This is a genomic window from Aeromicrobium sp. (assembly GCF_047606445.1).
Classification (GTDB): domain Bacteria; phylum Actinomycetota; class Actinomycetes; order Propionibacteriales; family Nocardioidaceae; genus Aeromicrobium.
In genome coordinates this window covers 121838-142572 of record NZ_JASGEK010000010.1, presented here as the reverse complement: position 1 = coordinate 142572, position 20735 = coordinate 121838, and the positions used below count along the sequence as shown (strand labels likewise).

Genomic DNA, 20735 nt, shown 5'->3' with positions numbered 1-20735 from the left:
GTCACGCGGCGGGGGACATGCGGTCCATGAGGGTGGCGGACAGCGCGGTGGCCAGGGCGATGCTGCCGAGGACCGCCCAGGCGATCACGAAGGAGTTCCAGCCGGCGGACGGTCGCACGCCGATCACGATCAAGAAGACGATCGCCGCGCCGGCGCCGATGAGGGCGAAGACCAGGCAGCCCGGCGACGGGGATCGTCGGCCTCCGACGCCGATCGCCACGAGCGCGGTCCAGAACAGGCAGACCAACACGGCCGCCAACACGTCAGAGGGCCGATGCCATCCGGCCACCACGGTGGAGGCTCCGGTGAGGGCGACGGCGAAGGCCCCGACGGTGATGAAGAACGGTCGCAGCCAGGCCGGGCTCGCGAGGCACAGGGCGCCGAGGATGGAGGCGACGACGGTGGTGTGCCCGCTGGGCAGGCTGTTGTGCGCGAAGATCCCGTCCACCAGCTCGGACCGCTCCAACACGACGCGCTTGAGCACTTGGGTGGTGACGTTCGCCCCGGTGATGATGGTGGCCGCGGCGACGGCGAGCCGGATGTTCCCGCGCAGCAGCGCCAGACCCACACTTCCTGCGGCGACGACGGCCAAGGCGCCGATCGAGAGGTAGCCCAGCACGCTGAGCACCGCCAGGTGGGTGTCGCGGCCGGCCACCACAGTCGACATGGCCCAGTGGTCGAAACGCTGACCGCGCGCCGTCCAGAGCGCCAGGCTGGTCAGTCCGAGGAGCGACGCGAGCGACAGCGGCGCCATCGCCCAGGCGACCGGGCGCACCGAGTGCCCCCGAGGGCCATCTCCGATCACCGGTCCGCCGGTCACACTGGTCGTGCTCATGGGTACCACTGTGCCGGATCGTCGACCTCCGCCGCCACCGGGAACCCGCGCCACGCAGGGCCGCGCACGCGTGAGGCCGTGTCCTGCGCCTTGGAACTCGCCCCGCGAACGTCTCACAGAGGCCTTCAGGCGCGTCTCAGTGCCACACTCGTGAAACAGTCGAGGCTCCTCGTCGAGCCCCATGTCGCTCAGACGAACAGAATGGCCTCGTATACTGTCCAAGTGACCCAGGTCCCAGACTCCGCGCAGACGCCCGGCAATTACGACGCCAGCAATATCCAGGTCCTCGAAGGACTGGAGGCGGTGCGCAAACGACCCGGCATGTACATCGGCTCCACCGGCGAGCGGGGCCTGCACCACCTGGTGTGGGAGGTCGTCGACAACTCCGTCGACGAGGCGCTGGCCGGCTACGCCACCCGCGTCGAGGTGACGCTGCAGGCCGACGGCGGCGTGCGCGTCGTCGACGACGGTCGCGGCATCCCGGTCGACGAGCACCCCGAGCAGAAGATCCCCGCGGTCACGCTGGTGCTCACCTCGCTGCACGCCGGCGGCAAGTTCGGCGGCGGCGGCTACAAGGTCTCCGGCGGCCTGCACGGCGTCGGCGTCTCGGTGGTCAACGCGCTCAGCACGAAGATGAAGGTGGAGGTCAAGCGCGACGGCCACGTCTGGCGGCAGAGCTTCACCTACGGCGAGCCCGACGCGCCGCTGGAGCAGGGCGAGCCGACCGACGAGACCGGCACCACCAACACCTTCTACGCCAGCGCCGACATCTTCGACACCGTCGAGTACTCCTACGACACGCTCAAGACGCGCTTCCGGGAGATGGCCTTCCTCAACAAGGGCCTGAAGATCGTGCTGATCGACGAACGCGAGCACCCCGAGGAGGACGCCGACGTCGAGCGGCGCGTCGAGTTCCAGTACGAGAAGGGCCTCGTCGACTACGTCGAGCACATCAACACCGGCGCCAAGGCCCCGATCCATCGCGACGTGATCTCCATCGAGCGCGAGGACGTCGACAACGGCCTGTCGGTCGAGGTCGCGATGCAGTGGAACGCCAGCTTCGCCGAGTCGGTGCACACCTTCGCCAACACGATCAACACCCACGAGGGCGGCACCCACGAGGAGGGCTTCCGCGCGGCGCTGACCAGCACGGTCAACCGCTTCGCCGAGGCCAACAACCTCATCAAAAAGAAGGAGGACCGCCTCACCGGCGACGACATCCGCGAGGGCCTGGCCGCGATCATCTCGGTCAAGCTCACCGAGCCGCAGTTCGAGGGCCAGACCAAGACCAAGCTCGGCAACACCGAGGCCAAGAGTTTCGTGCAGCAGGCGATGAACGAGGAGCTGGCGGCCTGGTTCGAGCAGAATCCGGCCGAGGGCAAGACCATCGTCCGCAAGTCGATCGACGCCGCGAGCGCCCGCATGGCCGCGCGCAAGGCCCGCGACCTCGCCCGCAACCGCAAGGGCTTCCTCGGTGGCGGCGGCCTGCCCGGCAAGCTCGCCGACTGCTCCAGCCGCAACCCGGAGGAGTGCGAGATCTTCGTGGTCGAGGGCAACTCGGCCGGCGGCTCGGCCAAGGGCGGCCGCGACCCGCGCACCCAGGCGATCCTCCCGCTGCGCGGCAAGATCCTCAACGTCGAGAAGGCACGGATCGACAAGATCCTGCAGAACGCCGAGGTCCAGGCGATCATCTCCGCGCTCGGCACCGGCGTGCACGACGACTTCGACATCGCCAAGCTGCGCTATCACAAGATCGTGCTGATGGCCGACGCCGACGTCGACGGCCAGCACATCTCGACGCTGTTGCTGACGCTGCTGTTCCGCTTCATGAAGCCGCTCATCGACGCCGGTCACGTGTACCTGGCGCAGCCGCCGCTGTACAAGATCAAGTGGGCCAACGCCCCGCACGAGCTGGCCTACTCCGACCGCGAGCGCGACGTGCTGCTCGCCGCCGGCGAGGAGGCCGGCCGCCGTCTGCCGAAGGAGGCGCCGGTGCAGCGGTACAAGGGTCTGGGCGAGATGAACGACTCCGAGCTGTGGGAGACCACGATGGACCCGGAGGCGCGCATCCTGCGCCAGGTCACCCTCGACGACGCCGCCGTGGCCGACGAGATCTTCACGATCCTCATGGGCGAGGACGTCGAGCAGCGCCGGAACTTCATCCAGCGCAACGCCAAAGACGTCCGATTCTTGGATATTTAGCGACATATCTCCTTGTTGACCGGAAACTTCCCCGTAAGGACCCACCGTGACTGACACGCCGATCGAGCGCGACCGGATCGAGCCCGTCGAGCTGCAGGACGAGATGCAGCGCTCGTACATCGACTACGCGATGAGCGTGATCGTGGCGCGCGCGCTGCCCGACGTGCGCGACGGCCTCAAGCCGGTGCACCGCCGCGTCCTGTACGCGATGTACGACGGCGGCTACCGGCCCGACCGGGGCTTCTCCAAGTGCTCGCGCATCGTCGGCGACGTGATGGGCCAGTACCACCCGCACGGCGACACGGCGATCTACGACACCCTCGTGCGCCTGGCCCAGCCGTGGGTGATGCGCGCTCCGATGATCCTCGGCCAGGGCAACTTCGGCTCGCCGGGCGACGACCCGGCCGCCGCGATGCGGTACACCGAGTGCAAGCTCGCGCCCATCGCGATGGAGATGGTGCGCGACATCAACGAGGACACCGTCGACTTCAAGCCGAACTACGACGGCCGCTCCGAGGAGCCGACGGTGCTGCCGTCGCGCATCCCGAACCTGCTGGTCAACGGCTCGGCCGGCATCGCCGTCGGCATGGCCACCAACATCCCGCCGCACAACCTGCGCGAGGTCGCCGAGGCGGCCCAGTGGGCGCTGGCGCATCCGAACGCCTCCCGCGAGGAGTTGCTGGAGGCGCTGATGGCGCGGGTCAAGGGCCCCGACTTCCCGACGCACGGCCTGATCGTCGGATCCAAGGGCATCGAGGAGATGTACCGCACCGGTCGCGGCTCGGTCACGATGCGAGCGATCGTCAACATCGAAGAGGACACCAAGGGCCGCGTCCAGCTGGTCGTCACCGAGCTGCCCTACCAGGTCAACCCCGACGCGCTCATGCGCAAGATCGCCGAGCTGGTGGGCAGCGGGCGCCTCCAGGGCGTCGCCGATCTGCGCGACGAGTCGAGCTCGCGGGTCGGCCGCCGCATCGTCGTCGAGGTGCGCAAGGACGCCGTCGCCCGGGTGGTCCTCAACAATCTCTACAAATACACAGATCTCCAAAGCAACTTCAGCGCGAACATGCTGGCGCTCGTCGACGACGTGCCGCGCACGCTCAGCCTCGACGGCTTCATCACGCACTGGATCAGCCATCAGATCGACGTCATCCGACGTCGCACCGAGTTCCGGCTGCGCAAGGCCGAGGCCGAGGCGCACATCTACCGCGGCCTGGTCAAGGCGCTCGACGCGCTCGACGAGGTCATCGCGCTCATCCGTCGCAGCCCCACGGTCGACGAGGCGCGCACCGGTCTGATGGGCCTGCTCGACATCGACGAGTTGCAGGCGAACGCGATCCTCGAGATGCAGTTGCGTCGGCTGGCGGCGTTGGAGCGGCAGAAGATCCTCGACAAGCTGGCCGAGCTAGAGCGGTTGATCGCCGACTTCAAGGACATCTTGGCCTCCGAGGAGCGGCAGCGCGCCATCGTCTCGCAGGAGCTGGCCGAGATCGTCGACAAGTTCGGCGACGACCGTCGCACGCGCATCGTCCCGGCCGACGGCGACCTGTCCGACGAGGACCTGATCCCCGACGAGGACGTGGTGGTCACGATCACCGCCGGCGGCTACGCCAAGCGCACCAAGACCGACCTCTACCGGGTGCAGCATCGCGGCGGCAAGGGTGTGCGCGGCGCGCAGTTGCGCGACGGCGACTACGTCGAGCATCTGTTCCCGACCACCTCGCACCACTGGATCCTGTTCTTCACCACGGCGGGCCGGGTCTACCGCGCGAAGGCCTACCACCTGCCCGAGGCCGGCCGCGACGCGAAGGGCGGACACGTCGCCGGACTGCTGTCGTTCCAGCCCGACGAGCAGATCGCGCAGGTGCTGGCGATCCGCGACTACGACCAGGCGCCCTATCTGGTGCTCGCCACCCGCAAGGGCCTGGTGAAGAAGACGCGGCTGGCCGACTACAACAGCCCGCGTCAGGCCGGCGTCATCGCGATCAACTTCCGCGACGAGGACGACGAACTGATCGGCGCCGAGCTGGTCGGCCCAGACGACGACCTGCTCCTCATCAGTAAGAAGGCGCAGGCGATCCGCTTCCAGGCCGATGACGAGCAGCTGCGTCCGATGGGCCGCGCGACGTCGGGCGTCACGGGCATGAAGTTCCGCGACGGCGACGAGCTGTTGTCGATGGCGGTCGTCCCCGGCGAGCAGGTCGAGGCGGCCGACGACGACGAGCCGCTGTACGTGTTCACGGTGACCGACGGCGGCTTCGCGAAGAAGACCGCGGTCGGCGAGTACCGCCGCCAGGGTCGCGGCGGCCTCGGCATCAAAGCGATGCAGATCAGTGAGCAGCGCGGCCGACTAGTCGGAGGCCTGGTGCTGCGCGACAACGACGACGTGATCAGCGTGACCTCGAACGGACAGGTGACGCGTAGCCTCGTCTCCGGCGTCAATCCGACCGGACGTGGCACGATGGGGGTGAGCTTCGTGAAGTTCAAGGGGGACGACCACGTGGTCACCATCGCCCGGAACACCGAACTCGCCGCCAATGAGGGGAGCGACGACGCTCCCGAGTCGACCACCGAGGGTGAGGCACAGTGAGCAAGCGGAAGCCCCGGAACAAGCCGGTCAGCAAGCCGGTGGTGCAGGCGTCGAATCGGCCGCCGCTCCCGCCGACGTCACCCCCGCCCACCGACCCCGTGCCGACGTCCCCGCCGGTCGTCGAGGTGGTCTCCGAGCCGGTCGTCGAGAGTCCTCCGGCCGACGATCCGCCGCGCGGTGTCACCCTGTCGAGGGGAGGCGTCGTGGAGTCGACGGTCGAGCCGGAGCCGGCGGTCGCCAAGGGGCCGCGCGACATCAAGCGGCCGATGACGGCGGCCGACTACGCCCGGACGGTGGAGGCCGACCCGGCGTCGACGTCGGTGTTCCCGAAGGTCGAGGAGAGCGCCCCCGCTTCGGCGGTGGAGCCGAAGGAGCCGAAGCCTCAGTCAGTCGACACCACGCCGGTCACCCGGCAGGCGCGGTTGAGCCTCGTGCACGTCGACCCGTGGTCGGTCACGCAGTTGGCCTTCGTTGTGTCGACGGCGTTGATGGTGGTCACAGTGGTCGCGGTGACGGTGTTCTGGCTGGTGCTGAGCGTGACCGGCGTGTGGGACAACCTCAACGACACGGTCAACTCGGTGCTGAGCGCCGAGGACGGCACCTTCGACGTGAAGAATTACTTCGGCTTCGGCCGGGTGGTCGGCCTGACGCTGGTGCTGTCGGCGATCAACGTCATCTTGATGACGGCGCTCGCGGCGATCGGCGCGCGGCTGTACAACGCGGCGACGCACTTGGTCGGGGGCGTGCAGCTCACCTTCCGCGAGCGTTCCTGAACCCCGACCCTCCGGGTGAAATCCGGTGGGGTAGAGTTCAACGCTGTTGCGGGCCTATAGCTCAGCTCGGTTAGAGCGCTTCCCTGATAAGGAAGAGGTCGCTGGTTCAAGTCCAGCTAGGCCCACCGTCGTGTCTCATCGGAGGTCGCCCGTGAAGAAGCTCGTCGCCGGTGGCCTGGCCCTCGCGGGCGTCACATGGGCTGTCCTCGCCCGCGTACGCCGCGCCCCGGAGAACCCGTGGGCCGCGACCACCGACGAGGTCTGACACCCAGGGGCATTGGCGCAATTGGTAGCGCACCTGCTTTGCAAGCAGGGGGTTAGGGGTTCGAGTCCCCTATGCTCCACTCCCGGTCTGCGTGTTCCCGGTTGGCTGTCTGTGCCCCCGGATACGATGAGAGGGTGCTGGCGACCGACCTCTTGGACATCGCCGAGAGTGAGCGAGTTGCCGCCCTCGGTGGGCTCGATGCGGGCACACAGAGCGATCTAGGTCAGTTCTTCACCCCCGCCGCCGCCGCACAGTTGATCGCTTCGTTGCCCCGCCTGCCGTCTAGTGGCACTATTCGCGTGCTTGATCCCGGAGCTGGCTCAGGAGTTCTCACTGCGGCTTTGGTGGGTCGAGCGTTGGCCGAACAGCCTGAACTCTCGATAGAGATCGTCGCGGTTGAACGTGATCCGGGCGTGCTGTCGTACCTTCGGGCAACTCTCGCTGAATGCGAGCGCGTCGGAGAAGGTCGGGTAACAGCAGAGGCCGTCGAGGCCGACTTTATTCTCGATTCCACGGGACTGGATGCCTCGCTCAACCTAGAAGCACAGTTCGATCTGGTCATCGAGAATCCGCCTTACGGGAAGTTGTCTACGTCGAGTTCCCACCGGGCCGCAATGCGTGCCGCTGGAGTCGATGCTCCCAACCTCTACGCTGCATTTCTTGCCCTATCTGTCGCCGCGCTACGGCCAGGCGGACAAGTTGTGGCGATCACGCCCCGATCTTTCTTCAATGGACCGTACTTCGGATCCTTCCGCGCCCACCTGCTCGACTCCATCGCGCTCAACCGAGTACACGTCTTCGACTCCCGTTCCACAGTATTCGCAGACACCGGTGTGCTCCAGGAGAACGTGATCTTCTCCGGAACCCGCGGAGCCGCTTCCGGCGTCGTTGAACTATCGGTGAGCCGCGATCACACCGACGAGATCGCGTCGCGGGTCCTTCCCTACGCCGAAGTTGTCTTTCCTGACGACCCCAACCGATTCATCCGGCTGGCAACCGATGACGACGACACCAGGGTCGCCGAACTGGTTCTATCGCAACCTTGCGCGCTGACCGATCTCGGAGTTCAGGTCTCGACCGGCCGTGTGGTGGACTTCCGCTCACGCCACGCACTCAGCGGCGTCGAGTTACCCGAGGCCGTTCCGCTCGTCTATCCCGGCAATCTCCGTGACGGCGAAGTGCTCTGGCCGCGGGTAATCCGTAAGCCCCAGTGGTTCCAGCCGAGCAACGACAAGGATCGGGCGATGCTCCTGCCCGAGGGCTGGTACACAGTCGTCAAGCGGTTCAGTGCGAAAGAGGAGCGTCGGCGGATCGTAGCGTCAGTCTGGTCGCCTGTGGACAACCCTGGCGAAGTAGCCTTCGAGAACCACCTGAACGTGTTCCACATCGGAGGTCGCGGGCTGGATGAAGACCTCGCGAGAGGCATAGCTACTTGGCTCAACTCGTCCGTGATCGACAAGTTCTTTCGTACTTTCTCCGGCCACACCCAAGTCAACGCTACCGACCTCCGCGCACTGAGGTTCCCCGCTCTGGCGACCTTACGGCGCCTTGGACGCAACGCAGTCGTATCGCAGGTCGAGGTTGACACCCTGGTAAACGAGTTGATCGCGGCGTGAGTGAACTGGGTGACGCCGCGTACGAGCGAGTTGAGGATGCTCGGATGGCATTGGAGACGCTCGGCATGGATGCGGAGCGCAGCAACGAACGTTCTGCCCTCGTGCTCCTGGCGCTTCTCCGGCTCAAACCCGCCAAGTCATGGGTAGAGGCAGCCAACCCGATGCTTGGAACTCGAGCCATCATGGACTTCATCCGCGACGAATATGGCAAGAACTACGCACCGAACACTCGCGAGACGGTCCGACGATTCACACTCCACCAGTTCGTGGAAGCACAACTCGTGGTGCAGAACGCTGACGAGCCGCAGCGCCCCGTCAACTCGCCCAAGTGGAACTACCAAGTCACGGCCGAGGCGCTGGACGTACTGCGCACCTACGGTACTAACGAATGGCAGGTAGCAACCGATCGATACCTCGTTGCTCTACCAGGGCTCAAGGCCCGTTATGCGGCCGCGCGCGAGATGGATCGCATTCCGCTCACGCTTCCAGACAGTTCGACCTTCACTCTGACGCCCGGCGGGCAGAACGTGCTGCTTAAGGCGATGGTTGAGGACTTCTGTCCGCGCTTCACCCCCGGTGGGCAAGTGCTGTACATCGGCGATGCGGGCGACAAGTGGGCACTCTTCGAACGAGAGACCCTATTCTCGCTCAATGTCGAGGTCGACGAGCACGGAAAGATGCCCGACCTCGTCATCTACCTCCCTGACCGCAACTGGCTTGTGCTCCTGGAAGCAGCCAGTTCCCACGGCCCTGTCGATTCCAAACGACAAGCCGAACTTGCTGACCTGTTCTCCGAATCGACGGCGGGTCTTGTCTACGTTTCCTGCTTTCCCGACCGTGTCGAGTTCCGCAAGTACGTCGACAAGATCGCCTGGGAATCCGAAGTTTGGTGCGCCGACCACCCCACCCACATGATCCATTACAACGGCGAACGCTTTCTCGGGCCGTATCAATGAGGAGGCTCCATGCGTCAGAATCAACGGGTCGCCGGGCTCGTTGACGATATCGTCAGTATGGTCGTGCAATCAGTAGCACGATCATGCGTCTGATAGTCCACCGAAATCAGCCACGGACCTCCTCGGCGGCTGTGAACGGCGGCCTCGTCCGCGACACCGCCAATAACTGCTCGTTCAGCTCGCTGATCGCCGAGTCGAACCACTCGTCGTCGATCCAGAAGCGCTTACCCGTGGTCCGCCGGTCTCGCACTTCGGCGCGGTTCAGGCGCTGGCCCTGGTTAGAGTGGGTGGCCGGGCGAGCATGGAGGACGTCGCTGCGGAGGTCGGCCGCGACGAACAGCCCGCGATACACGGCGACCAGGTAGTCCTTCACCGGGCCTTCGGCAACCTCCTTCGATGCGTTCTTCACTGCCGAGGCGATCTGCGAGGTCATCATCGGCTCCAGACGACTCAAGGCGAGGCCGTCCGGCAACTGGTCTGCGAGGCGATGCAGGTCACCGAGGATCGTCCACTCAAGGTACGAAACCGAGTAGGCGATCTCGCCAATACGGGCGAGATAGTCCACGTCGGGGAGCGCGGCGCGGGATCTAGGCATGCTCAGTCCTGGGCCGCGCGGCGGTTTGCCGGGTGGACGCGCGCCTCGGAGATCCGTACGAGTTCACCTTCACCCAACAAGTAGTCGAGGCGACTGGAGCCCCGCTTGCGGCTATCCATGATCCGTCGGTACTCCGTGAGCATGCGCAGGTAGGTGTCGAGCATCAGCGAGTGAGAGTTCCCGCCGTCGTTGCGGGCGATCTGGGGCTGCAGCTCGGTCCAGCGCTCGCCGTCGCGCATAAGGAACTTGACGTAACTAGCCATGTGGCCCTCAAGCGCGTCGTTGTGGTCGAACCCCATGAACTCGAGCTCGTAAACCAGTTGATCATCAAGCTCAATGCCTTCCTTGCGGAGGTGATCGATGCTGTAGGTGCAGATGCGGAACATGTCAAGAATGTCCTTGACTCGACCACAGTCCCGCTTCGAAAGCTCGGTGCTAAACCCAGCGGTCTCGTACCAATACTCGCCGGTGTAGCCCTCCTCAAGGATCGTTGCTCGCATCAACTGATACTTGAGGTCGCCGTCGACGTCATTTGCGTCCTCGGGCAGCACTCGCGCCAGGATCCGGTGCAACAGAGAGAGGATCTGTCGGTCGGCGATGCGCATGCTATCCACCGGCGGCTCGCCGCCATGGTTCACCTCTTGTTCGTAGACAGGGACGACCGCCTCCATCAGCAGGTCACGGACATACTCACTCAGCGAGACGCCCTGATCTTCAGCCAACTCCTTCAACTGGTCGCGGACCCGGTCGTCTACTCGGATGTTCAAGACTGCCATCGAAACCTCACGTATTAGTGTATGACAGTGATAGTAACACAGTCATACATGAGTACGTCTGCTTCGAATCGTGTCTCGCATGCTCGGAGCACGACCGTGGACACGGAGCAGTCGGGTGTTGTCTCACTGCAGCGCTCGCGTCTTCGTCCGCACTGTGCCACGGTGGATGCCGAACTGCTTCGCGAGCACGCTGACGCCCGCGGCGCGGGCTGTTCGCATACCGTCCACTTCGTCGTTCGTCAGTGGTGTTCGAGCGCGTCTCCTTGGCCTTGCGGCGGCCTTGAGCAGTGGGTCGTCAGGCTCGGCCAGGCCGTCGGTACCTTGATGCCACGCGGAAACGAGCCTCTCGATCCGTTGTCGCCTGTTCCTGTAGTGGTCGATGGAGTCCACCCGGTTCCGAACGGTGTGGGACCTTCAGTGAAGCGTCTCAGGCGTGGGCTGACACATTGATCCTCGGCGGGTCACCTACCAGATGATGGAGTCGGCGTGGCGGCGTCCGACCTCCGGAGACTGGCCCGACTGGATGAGTGACGGGGAGGTCCTCTTCACCGAGGCGATCGACCAGGCGGACAAGCATGTCGTGTCGAGCACGCTCAGCGACGTCGATTGGAACGCTGAGCTGGTGCGCGGCGACCTGGGAGAAACGGTGCGGCGGCTCAAAGAACAACCCGGCGAAGGTCTGTGGGTCGGTGGGGGTGACCCTGCCCTCGGCGCTGGTGGACCTGGGGTTGATCGACCAGTACGAGTTCTTAGTGCAGTCGGTCCTCGCCGGACATGGCCCGACCCTGCTCGCAGGTCTGCGTGAACGCGTCCAGCTCGAGTTGGTCGATCGTCAGGAGTTCGGTTCAGGGGCGATGCTCCTGCGTTATCAAGCCAGTGGTGTCTCAGTCTGACGCGTCGCTGAGCGCCGCGCCGAGGGTCTCGAGGACGGCTGTCCAGTGGGTGAGCATGCGTTCGCGCTCATCGGCGTCGGCGAGACGTTCCTGGTGGACGGCGATGGTGGCTCCCGTCGCGGCGGGCAGGACGGTGAGTTGGAGGGTCGTGTCGTGCGACCAGTCCGACGGCCGCCAGGTGAGCCGTACTCTCCGGCCGTCGGTCCGGCTACGGAGCTCGCCTGACACGCCCTCCTCGGTGACGTACGGCTCGCCAGCCCTGTCGCCGAGCGAGGTGTGTCCCAGCCATAGCGGCAGTCCCTCGCCCACCAGGAACTCCCAGGCGTCCTCGGCGGCGATGGGGAGGGTGCGCCGCACTCCCATCTGCCAGCCCGCGTCTTTGGTCTTCCCGGTGGTTCCTGCCATGTGACCAGTGATAACGCCTCGGGGGTTTTCGGTCAACGACAATGGGTGGATGAGCAGAGACGAGACTTCTCAGGGTGTCGCCGTGTTGAGCGCGTGGATCGACGCGGCCAACATCGAGCGCGACGTGGAGGCGGCGACGTGGGCGCGGTTGGCGAAGATCACCGAGGAGGCGGGTGAGGTGGTGGCCGCTTACATCGGGGCCACCGGTCAGAACCCGCGCAAAGGCGTCACCCATACGCTCGCCGACGTCGAGGGCGAGTTGCTCGACGTCGCGATCACGGCCCTAGCCGCCCTGGAGCACCTGCGCGACCACGACGGACGATGCCTCGAACTCCTCGACGAGAAGCTGCGTCGGACACTCGACCGCGCGGGCTTACGGTCGTGATCCAGGCGGGCGAAGTGAGTCGATTCGTCCATCCCTGAGGAATGATCCCACGCTGCGTAAATCTTTTGACGTCGATAGTCATACATTTGTGAAGAGATCACGACGTGAAGTCTCATAGGTCGTCGTCAATGTCGGACATGGGTCGCGCCGCGCGAGTATGTTGCTCTCATGACGGAGCGGCTCGGGGCGGGGCTGGTCGCGGAGACGTTGGGGCTGCTGATGGAGCCGCTCGGCGTCGACTCGGTCGTGGGGGCGGCCGCGGTCGAGGAGCTGATCCACCGGCTCGCCGAGGTGGCGCGCGACCACGGCGTTCCCGACCGTCCGACCTCCGGCAGCACCCTGCGGGTCGTCGAGGCGTTCACGCGTCGCCGTGAACAGGACCGTGAGCTTGTCGCCCGTGTCACCGACCGGGGCGGGCGCCTCCCGCTCGACCAGGTCGACGACCTCAGGGCGCTCGCGGCCCAGCGTGGTCTGAGCGAACATCTGCGCTCCTTCGAAGGCGTCACGGTCGAGGTGCTGCGGGCCTCACTCGCCGAGGTGGCCTCGGCGGAGCGCTCCCTCGCCATCGTCCTCGCGGAGTGCCGCCGCGCGGAGGCCCGATGGCCGATCGAGTTCACGCGCTCCGTCCTCGACCTGGAGGTGGAGTCCGCCGCCGCGACTCTGCGACGGCGGGCGAGCCGTCAGGCCGCCCGCCTGCGCGACCGCGTCCTCGACCACAGCCGACCCGGCGCCGACCGACTGTCGAACCGAGAACTCGCCGACCGCCTCGACCTCGTGCTCGACGTCGTGGTCGCGCGGGAGGCCTATGAGTCGGTCGTGCTCGTCCAACCCTCGTGGTGGCGCTGGCTCGGGCCGCAGGACGTACGACTGCGAGTGCGCGAGGACCGCTGCGCCGCGTTGCGGTGGGCGATCCACGCCCGTGACACGGGCGCCCTCTCCGTCGACGCTGTCGACCTGCTCGCCGATCCCGGCGTCCGCGCGGTGCTGGTCGAGGGCCTTCCTGGAGAGGTCGTCACGCTGAAGCCAGGAGTCAACGGACGTCTCGCCGCCGGGCTCGCCGCGTTCGACGACGCGGCCGCCGCCGAGGCGCCGGCCTTGCACACCTGGTGGCGCGACCACCTCGACGCCCTCGACCGGGTCGCCGCCGCGATGGACGCGCTGCCCGACGACCCCGCGCTGCGCGAACGACTCGACACGCTCGTGGCCGCGTCCCTCCCGCCTTTCGGCGTCGACCCCAGCCGCGCCGCCTATCGCGACATCCAGACGCGACTGCGCGCCACCGCCGCCCTCCGCCTGCCGCCACTCGACTACTCCGCCTACGCGGTCGAGAGCGAACGTCTCGTCGGCGTCATCGGCGCGTTGGGCGCGATCGAACGCGACCTCCACGACGCCGTACGGTCGCTGCCCGCGCCGAGCGGCCCGCTGCGCGTCGCCATCGTCGGCTGCACGAAGTCGGGCAAGACGACACTGCGCAAGGCACTCCTGCGCGAGGCCGACCGCGACGGCATCGGCCGGGGAGCCCACCGCACCACCCGCGAGACCTCGGCGTTCGAACTCGGCTCAGTGGTGTACCTCGACACCCCCGGGCTCGCGGCCAAGGACGACGACTTCGACGCCGCCCGCGCCCGCGAGGCCTGGGAGGGCGCCGACGCCGTCCTCTGGAACTACGCCGACACGCTGCGCGAGGAAGAGGCGGCCGAGTTCTGCCGCATCCTGCGAGCGGGCAAGCCGATGCTGGCCGTGGTCAATGTGAAACGGCGCGTCGACGATGAGCAGAGCCTGCGCGCTTTCGTGCGTCGCCCCGACCGCCTGTTCGCCGCCGTGCCCGAGCACGCCCGCCGGATCGAACAGGTCGCGGCGAGCGTGGGGGCTGGCGCGCCGACCGTGCTGCCGGTGCACGCAGCCGCCGCGCACGAGGCCTTGTCGCTGGCCGACCGCGACCTCGGCGACCAGGCCTTCGTGGCGAGTCGGCTCCCCGAACTGGAGGCTTCGCTGCGACGGCTGCTCGCCGAGCGCTCGATCCCGCTGCGGGCGCTGCGTCTGGCCGACCATGTGCGCGGGCCGGTGGTCGTGACGCACGAGCGGTTGCTGTCCGACCTTCCCCCGATCGACCGACGATTGCGCAACCTGAAGGAGGAGGCGCCTCGCCAGCGTGAGGCGTTCGGCCGAGCGGTCGAACGCGCGGGCCGCGACGCCCACGACCGGCTCGACGCGACCCGCCACCTCACCGCTGAGCGGCTGGCCACCGAACTAGACCGTCTCGGTCGCGGCGACCACGCGCGTCGATGGAGCCAGTTCCTCGACGGGCTCGCGCTGGAGCAGATCGCCGTGGAGTTGTACGACCGGATCGACCAGGCCGCGCGTGAGCACGAGCGGGTGCTGCCGTCGGTCGGCGGCCATGACCTGGTCGACGAGCCACTGGCAGCCGTGCGTCGCCCGCGCACCTCGACCCGGCGCTGGGCGAAGGTCGCCGCGCGGGGGACGGCCGGCTCGTTGATGCGGGCGGTGACGACGAAGGTCAAGATCCTGATCGCGGTGCAAGCGGTGACCGGCGTGGTCAAGGCGGTCAGTGAGGAGGTCGACCGGGCGAATGAGGCGGGCCGCGCCTGGACGACGATGACGGCGGCGCAGGCCGAGACGGTGTTGAACGTCCTGTTCGCCCGAATCGGAGCGCGGCTGACCGAGATCGTCGACACCGCCACCGCGCACGCGGAGGCGCACTTCGACGGTCAGAAGGCCGATATCGTTCGGATCCGTGACCGTTATGACCGGTTGAACGCCCTGATCCCCGATGTCGTCGCGGCGTTCAGCGCCATCGACGACGTCCTTGACCAACGTCTGTGCGCCCTCGAAGCGCCCGCGAGCCTGACAGGAGCGAGCCGATGAACGACGGCCGTCTCGCCGACCGGGTGCTCGGGCTGAGCGCCCGCGCCGACGCCGCGCTGCGCGAGCACCCGCGCACCGCCGAGGTGGCCGATCGGCTGCCCCGCGCCGACGACAACCCGCTGCGGATCGCCTTCTCCGGCCCGTACAGCGCGGGCAAGACCAACCCTGATCGCCGCGCTCTGCGGGTTTCCGCAACACCTGGTCGACGAGTTGGTCGACGCCGCGCCCGCCACCTCCGAGCCGACTGCCTACGACTGGAACGGCGTGACGCTGCTCGACCTGCCGGGCACGCTGTCGGGGGAGGACGCGCACACGGCACGAGCGCGTGAGGGCCTGCGGTCGGCCGCCGCGCTGGTCATCGTCACGACGAGCGAGTTGCCCGGGGAGGCTGAGACCGCCGCGATCCGTGCGGCGCTCGACGCCGACAGCTTCGTCGGCCGCAGCCTCGTCGTCGTCAACAAGATCAACGCCGAGAACAGCGACCCCGCGCTCATCCTCGACGAGGTGCGCCTACGGCTCGGACCCTTCGCCGATCGAGTGCCCGTCGTCGCCACCGACGCCCTCGACCACATCGAGGCGGTGAACGATCCCGACCTCGACGCGGAACAGCGGGAGTGGCTGCTCGCGCGGAGCGGTTTCGACGCCTTCACCGTCGAGCTACAGAAGATCGTGGACGCCGGGGTCGAGGCTTTCCGACCGATGGCGCAGGCCCACGAGCTCGTCCGAGTGCTCGACGACGCCGTGTGACGACGACGCTGAACCAGCAGAGCGAGGCGGTCGAGGCCGCGTTGCGGTCGGTGTTCGAGCGCTTCGCCCAGCAGGTCTCCGACAAGGACGGTTCGGTCCCCGAACGGGTGTGGAGCAAGGGTGAGAAGGAGCGGGCCGAGGTGTTGACGACGTTCGACGCGAAGTTCTCGGCGGCGCTGTCGGCCGCTCACGCCGAACTGGTCGAGGAGCACGGGTCGGAGGTTCCACCGCCTGCGGCGTGGGTGGCCGCCGTCGACCTGGCGGACCTGGCGTCCGGCGGCGAGCTGGGGGAGTCGTCGCTGGAACGATTGGGCAGAAGCGCCGCGCAGACCGGTGCGATCTGGGTGAGCCGCAAGCTCGGCGACCTCGCCCGCAGTGGCGCCGAGCCGGGCGAGGAAAGCCAGTGGGCGCTGGAGGTGGTCGGCCCGCTCGCCGACCTGTCGGGGCGGCGAAAGGTCAGGCGCGCCGGATGCGGATCGCCAAACATCGCAAGGATCTGCGGCTGCGCGGCGAGGAGGAGGGAGCCGAGGTCCGCGCGCTGCTCTTCGCCGGCGGCCTCGACCACCTCGACGCCTGGATCGACCGGGTCGAGCAGTCCCTCGCCCCGCTCACCGAGGAGGGTCGCGCCCTCACCGCCACGCGTGACACCGCCCTCGGCCGCCTCCACGCGCTTCAGGCGGAGGCGACGGCGCTGGCGTTGGACGCTGACATGACCTCGAGGCCGCGAGGATGACGCAGATGAGCAGCGAGGGCGTCGCGCACGAGCTGGTCGGGACCTATGACGACGGTGTCCGGCACGTCGTCGTCGACCTCGACGGCAACAGCCTGTCCGTCGCTGCCGCGCCCGTCGGCTCCGATGGTTAGAGTCGACGCATGACCGAAGGAGCTTCGTTGACGACGCTGGCCGATATTCAGCTGGAATCGGCTCGGGGGCAGTCCTCCGGCCGGTCGTCGGTCACGGTCTACGGCGGCCGCGACCTCGCCCTGCGCCAGACGCTCATCGCGATGGTCGGCGGCCAGGCGCTCGGCGAGCACGAGAACCCCGGCGAGGCCACCTTGCAGGTGCTGCGCGGCCGGGTGCGGCTGACCGCCGGCGACGAGCAGTGGGAGGGCGGCGTCGGTGACCACCTCGTCATCCCGCACGCGCGCCACGACCTCACCGCGCTGGAGGACGCCGCCGTGCTGTTGACGGTGGCGATGGAGAAGGTGCCGCCCAGCCCCTCGTCGCTCTGATCGGACCGGTCCCTGGCCGACGCACCAGAACGGCGACAGCGGCAGTGCTCCGTCGGGGAGTCGCAGCACGGGCCCGAGCATGGTGGTCATGGTGATGTACCCGAAGCTCCCCCAGACCAGTCCCGAGGCGCACGGCGACCACGCGTGACAGAAGGTGGCGAGAGCCACCACGACCGCGACGGCCAGCCAGCGACGCCGGGAGACCGGGCGGGCGAGGGTGATGCCGAGTCGGCCGACGCGTTCCTCGGTCCGTGCGCGGAACGTCATCGCGACGGCGTAACCGGCGGCGGCGAGGCGGTGGACGAGATCATGGCCGCGAGGAAGCCGGTGGTCGGATTGTCGCCGAACAGCCCCAGCACGGCGGCGTTGCTCTGCGCCATCGACTCCAGCGTCTCCTCGATGCCGCCGCCGAGATAGGTGCCGACGGCTCCGAACATCACGAAAGCTCCGGCGAACCACCAGAAGAGGGCTCCGCGCTCTGTCGCCAGGCCAGGCCGAGGCGAGAGCCGAGGCCTGCCCCGGCGTCGGCCGGTCCGGGCCGGTCGGGGATCAGCGAGCTGTCGAGGTCGCGCCGGGAGACGAGCAGGGCGCTGACCGCCAGAGGACGCCGATCGCCGCGATCCTGAGCAGAAGCGGCCACCACCCATCAGCGGGCCTCGCCGTAGTGCCGCATGAAGAGTTCTTCGAGCGACGTGGAAGGCCAGGCGGGTGGCGGCCCCGTCCGGTTCCGTGACGAGGCCCGCGACGCCGGGAGGGACGAGGCGGCGGCGAGCCCGCCGGGTCGCGCTGAATCTCCAGGAGGAGCGCTCCGAGCGCCGACAAGGTGAGATAGCGGGCGCGCGCCGCCTCGTCGACCTCCGCGAGGCGGTGCAGGATGCTCTGGCCGGAGGTGACCGCGGCGAGCGTCTGCCGTTTGGACGTCCGGATCCGCGCCAGGATCTCCCCGTCGCACTCGTCGCGCAGGGCTTGTTTGGAGCCGAAGCGGTGGATGACGAGGGCGGGGCTCACTCCGGCGTCGCTGGCGATCGTGCGGACTGAAGTTCCGAAGCCGTGGCGGGCGAAGCACAGGGTCGCGGTGTCGCGGATCCGTGCTCGCGCTGACGCCGTGCTCGCTTCGGGGATTCGGCTGAACGCATGTTCAGCACATGAAACGCTTGTTCAGTCCAGTGCAAGGCCTCGCGCGCGGCGGTTCAATCCTTGAGGTGTTTTACGGCCGTCAAGTTGGCGCATGTCCCACACCACTCAGCGATGCCTCAAAACGCCTTCCGTAAACCATCACCGCGATCATTGGGCCGATTTTCTGGACGACCTCATGAATAAGTCTCCTTGACGGTTTCGGATGGCATGCGAGGTGCTCCATACGCCCGCAGTGACGAGGGCGAGAATTCCGCTGAGAAGTTCCAATCTCCACCCGGGGGGTCGGAAAGAGATGGTGACTCGTTCGCCGACCTGCTTACTGCCGACGTGAACGGTTAGCAGGTAATCGTCGGTAGGATCGACATGGTTGGCCCCGGTGACTCGGTACCCAGGCCAGTCGATGCGGCTGAATACGATAGAGCCATTGGATTCCTGGTCAACTGAGTCGACGGTAAAAGAGACTTCGGTGTTGCTGACCTTTACGTCAGAGACTGACACTCCGTCGGTGCGAGTGATGCCACCTGCAGGGGGTAATGGGTTGAGGCGGCGGACGGTCCATGTGTGTTCGCCTGTCTGCATCTCCCATCCTTCATGCAGTTCCGGCGCGGTGATTGGATCGCCTTCTGAAGTGGTTCCATCACGCACCACAATGACGGTGTTGATGTGCATGTCGTCGACTAGTTTGGAGCCGTCTTTCCGCTCTTTGAAAAGACGGCTATAAGCCTCAGGGCAGGTTGCTCCGCGAGCATCGGCGCACAGGCGCTGAGAAAGTCCTCGGTGAGGAAGCACCGTGTAAACCCCGGCCGCGTCAAGGTCGGTCACGTGCCAGACGTTTGCGATGAGAGTTTCTTCCCATCCGCTCGGATCGTTCTTCATGGCGTAGATATCCCCAACAGTGAAAACTCCAGAGTCAATGTTATTTTGAACAGAGCGAATTTGATCGGTGGAGGTCGGAATCTGGAAGTCTGGAAGGGGAGAAGTACGTGCCAATTGAGTCTGTACGGCGAGCAGGACGATCGTTGCTAGAATTGCTGTCCCCGCGCTCCAGGAAGCAGCATGGCGAACGGTCATCCGAGGTCCGATATTAAGAACGAGGATGATCGACAAAAGCTGAAGAAATCCTCCGATGGCGAGCCAACGCATGTTGTCCGGTTGGGCTGACCATGAAAGCCACAGGCTGAGCGAAGTCAGAGCGAGAGGCCATGCAAGTTGCGCACGCGTTGGTGACCGAGGCCAGGATTTGGTGGCGAGAATAGCGAATGCCAAAGCAAGGTAGACCGAAACGTACGGCAGCATGCGCGCGGGGAATCGGAGCGGACCGACAATGCTCGGGCCGAGGATCATGATTAAAGTCATAGCACAAATTGCGATGATGACTAGTAAAGTGCGCCAGTGATGACGGAATTGTGGCGCCAGTATGACAAAGAGTGGAATAAACCATCCGAGATATTGAATGGGAGCCGGTGCTATGGTCCCCCAGTATCCAGTGACTGAGGTCAGTCCTGTGACGGCGGGAGAAGTGGCGAGATCCCCGAGGTCGAGGTTGAGGAACTGGTCGTTCTGGATGCCTTTTCCGGAACGGACCGTGACTGAAGAGGTCAAAATACCGGGAAGGTAGACAAAAATTGTCAACAGTCCGCTGTAAGCTCCTAGGAGAAAGATTCTGAATATTCGAAACTTATCACGATGAACAATGAGAGCTTCAAGGATGAGCGCTGCGAAGAGGAAGACGAGAGTTATGACGGCAAAGATGTAACCAAGGGTGATAAGGAGGAAAGCTGACAGGAAATAGAATAGGGGGTTCTTTCCTTCCTCGACGTGTCGACGAAGCATCCACCATGTGAGAACGAAGATAGAGACACCTTGGAGTCCTGTGACCCAGGAGGGTGCATCCATGTAGAGGGTCTGCCCTGCGGTGACGGAACTTACGCCAGCAAAGGCAGACCAGGGTGCGGATACGCCATAGGATCGGGCGAGCCCGAAGGTGGATGAGTGGAGAAGGAGAAGGAATCCAATTTTGACGAACGTCGCGTAGATCGCAGGATTATCGCTGAGATGACTCCCTGCGCCGACGATCCATGTCAAAGGGCTCCATAAACCCCACTGCTGTTCGGCGAGGAAATTTCCCCCTTGCCAAGAACCGGGATCGAGAATGGTCCATTCGCCTGAGATGACGCGGCGACCGACATCGTACCACTGTCCGAAGGATCCCGTCTGAGTATCGTCCCAGAAGAAGTACTTGGGGGTTCTTGCCACCCTCGTTGCTGCGATAAGTAAGACGGCAAGTGCGGAGAATGCCCACCAGCTGAGGGTAAAGCGAAGGGACGGAGCAGCGGAATTAACTCGTTCGTTGGTTCTGGTTCTTTCGGACACGGTGACTAGAGTACTGGGTGGCTGGGTGTTTTCGGCGTGTGTGTCCGGCTGTGGTCGGCGGGTTCGAA

20 protein-coding genes and 2 tRNA genes are annotated in these 20735 nt (G+C 66.1%); 15 read left to right on the top strand and 7 right to left on the bottom strand.

What is annotated here, in order from left to right:
- Position 1: 1 nt before the first annotated feature.
- Positions 2-835 (bottom strand): phosphatase PAP2 family protein, encoded by an 834-nt coding sequence (locus tag QM621_RS02825; protein ID WP_414988833.1) that lies wholly within the window; start codon positions 833-835, stop codon positions 2-4.
- A gap of 201 nt (positions 836-1036) precedes the next feature.
- Here QM621_RS02825 and gyrB point away from each other — a divergent pair, with 201 nt between their 5' ends.
- The 7 genes from gyrB to QM621_RS02790 all read left to right on the top strand — a co-directional run bounded on the left by gyrB (position 1037) and on the right by QM621_RS02790 (position 9237).
- Positions 1037-3037, top strand: coding sequence for a DNA topoisomerase (ATP-hydrolyzing) subunit B (gene gyrB / locus QM621_RS02820; RefSeq protein WP_414988832.1), 2001 nt, complete (start codon positions 1037-1039; stop codon positions 3035-3037).
- Between the two features lie 103 nt (positions 3038-3140).
- Positions 3141-5627 carry a DNA gyrase subunit A gene (gene gyrA, locus QM621_RS02815; RefSeq protein WP_414988877.1) on the top strand — a complete coding sequence of 829 codons (2487 nt, stop codon included), beginning with the start codon at positions 3141-3143 and terminating at the stop codon, positions 5625-5627.
- The gene (locus tag QM621_RS02810) at positions 5624-6400 is read left to right on the top strand and encodes a DUF3566 domain-containing protein (protein WP_414988831.1); all 777 of its coding nucleotides are present in this window, start codon (positions 5624-5626) and stop codon (positions 6398-6400) included. The genes gyrA and QM621_RS02810 overlap by 4 nt, the downstream gene beginning before the upstream one ends.
- A 50-nt stretch (positions 6401-6450) precedes the next feature.
- Positions 6451-6525: transfer RNA gene (locus QM621_RS02805), tRNA-Ile, on the top strand.
- A gap of 146 nt (positions 6526-6671) precedes the next feature.
- Positions 6672-6744 (top strand) — tRNA-Ala (locus QM621_RS02800).
- Positions 6745-6799: 55 nt separating this feature from the next.
- Complete coding sequence (locus QM621_RS02795) at positions 6800-8281, top strand: Eco57I restriction-modification methylase domain-containing protein (protein ID WP_414988830.1); 1482 nt, start codon at positions 6800-6802, stop codon at positions 8279-8281.
- Entirely contained in the window at positions 8278-9237 is a 960-nt protein-coding gene (locus QM621_RS02790) for a BsuBI/PstI family type II restriction endonuclease (protein ID WP_414988829.1), read from the top strand. The genes QM621_RS02795 and QM621_RS02790 overlap by 4 nt, the downstream gene beginning before the upstream one ends.
- A gap of 106 nt (positions 9238-9343) precedes the next feature.
- Here QM621_RS02790 and QM621_RS02785 read toward each other — a convergent pair whose 3' ends face one another.
- Together QM621_RS02785 and QM621_RS02780 are read right to left on the bottom strand one after the other, a co-directional pair.
- Positions 9344-9802, bottom strand: coding sequence for a hypothetical protein (locus QM621_RS02785; RefSeq protein ID WP_414988828.1), 459 nt, complete (start codon positions 9800-9802; stop codon positions 9344-9346).
- 32 nt (positions 9803-9834) lie between these two features.
- Positions 9835-10608 (bottom strand): YfbU family protein, encoded by a 774-nt coding sequence (locus QM621_RS02780; RefSeq protein ID WP_414988827.1) that lies wholly within the window; start codon positions 10606-10608, stop codon positions 9835-9837.
- 695 nt (positions 10609-11303) lie between these two features.
- Between QM621_RS02780 and QM621_RS02775 the strand changes: the two genes are divergently transcribed.
- Entirely contained in the window at positions 11304-11501 is a 198-nt protein-coding gene (locus QM621_RS02775) for a hypothetical protein (protein ID WP_414988826.1), read from the top strand.
- Here the strand turns inward: QM621_RS02775 and QM621_RS02770 are convergent.
- Positions 11493-11906, bottom strand: coding sequence for an SRPBCC domain-containing protein (locus QM621_RS02770; RefSeq protein ID WP_414988825.1), 414 nt, complete (start codon positions 11904-11906; stop codon positions 11493-11495). The two genes, QM621_RS02775 and QM621_RS02770, sit on opposite strands and share 9 nt — an antisense overlap.
- A 49-nt stretch (positions 11907-11955) precedes the next feature.
- Here QM621_RS02770 and QM621_RS02765 point away from each other — a divergent pair, with 49 nt between their 5' ends.
- From QM621_RS02765 to QM621_RS02735, 7 genes are all read left to right on the top strand, one after another.
- Complete coding sequence (locus QM621_RS02765; protein ID WP_414988824.1) at positions 11956-12291, top strand: MazG-like family protein; 336 nt, start codon at positions 11956-11958, stop codon at positions 12289-12291.
- A gap of 168 nt (positions 12292-12459) precedes the next feature.
- A complete protein-coding gene (locus tag QM621_RS02760) occupies positions 12460-15177 on the top strand; it encodes a GTPase (RefSeq protein WP_414988823.1) in 2718 nt (905 codons plus the stop codon).
- Entirely contained in the window at positions 15174-15506 is a 333-nt protein-coding gene (locus QM621_RS02755) for a hypothetical protein (protein WP_414988822.1), read from the top strand. The genes QM621_RS02760 and QM621_RS02755 overlap by 4 nt, the downstream gene beginning before the upstream one ends.
- Positions 15442-15924, top strand: a complete 483-nt coding sequence (locus QM621_RS02750) for a hypothetical protein (RefSeq protein ID WP_414988821.1) — start codon at positions 15442-15444, stop codon at positions 15922-15924. Before QM621_RS02755 ends, QM621_RS02750 begins: the two co-directional genes overlap by 65 nt.
- Entirely contained in the window at positions 15921-16637 is a 717-nt protein-coding gene (locus tag QM621_RS02745) for a hypothetical protein (protein ID WP_414988820.1), read from the top strand. Before QM621_RS02750 ends, QM621_RS02745 begins: the two co-directional genes overlap by 4 nt.
- Before the next feature lie 25 nt (positions 16638-16662).
- Positions 16663-16788, top strand: a complete 126-nt coding sequence (locus tag QM621_RS02740) for a hypothetical protein (protein ID WP_414988819.1) — start codon at positions 16663-16665, stop codon at positions 16786-16788.
- A gap of 9 nt (positions 16789-16797) precedes the next feature.
- Positions 16798-17157, top strand: a complete 360-nt coding sequence (locus tag QM621_RS02735) for a cupin domain-containing protein (RefSeq protein ID WP_414988818.1) — start codon at positions 16798-16800, stop codon at positions 17155-17157.
- Positions 17158-17420: 263 nt separating this feature from the next.
- On the opposite strand, the gene QM621_RS02730 is transcribed toward QM621_RS02735, so the two are convergent.
- The 3 genes from QM621_RS02730 to QM621_RS02720 form a co-directional block, all read right to left on the bottom strand.
- Positions 17421-17594 carry a hypothetical protein gene (locus QM621_RS02730; protein ID WP_414988817.1) on the bottom strand — a complete coding sequence of 58 codons (174 nt, stop codon included), beginning with the start codon at positions 17592-17594 and terminating at the stop codon, positions 17421-17423.
- 112 nt (positions 17595-17706) lie between these two features.
- Positions 17707-18243, bottom strand: a complete 537-nt coding sequence (locus QM621_RS02725; protein ID WP_414988876.1) for a TetR/AcrR family transcriptional regulator — start codon at positions 18241-18243, stop codon at positions 17707-17709.
- 198 nt (positions 18244-18441) lie between these two features.
- Positions 18442-20667 (bottom strand): hypothetical protein, encoded by a 2226-nt coding sequence (locus QM621_RS02720; RefSeq protein ID WP_414988816.1) that lies wholly within the window; start codon positions 20665-20667, stop codon positions 18442-18444.
- Positions 20668-20735 lie beyond the last annotated feature (68 nt).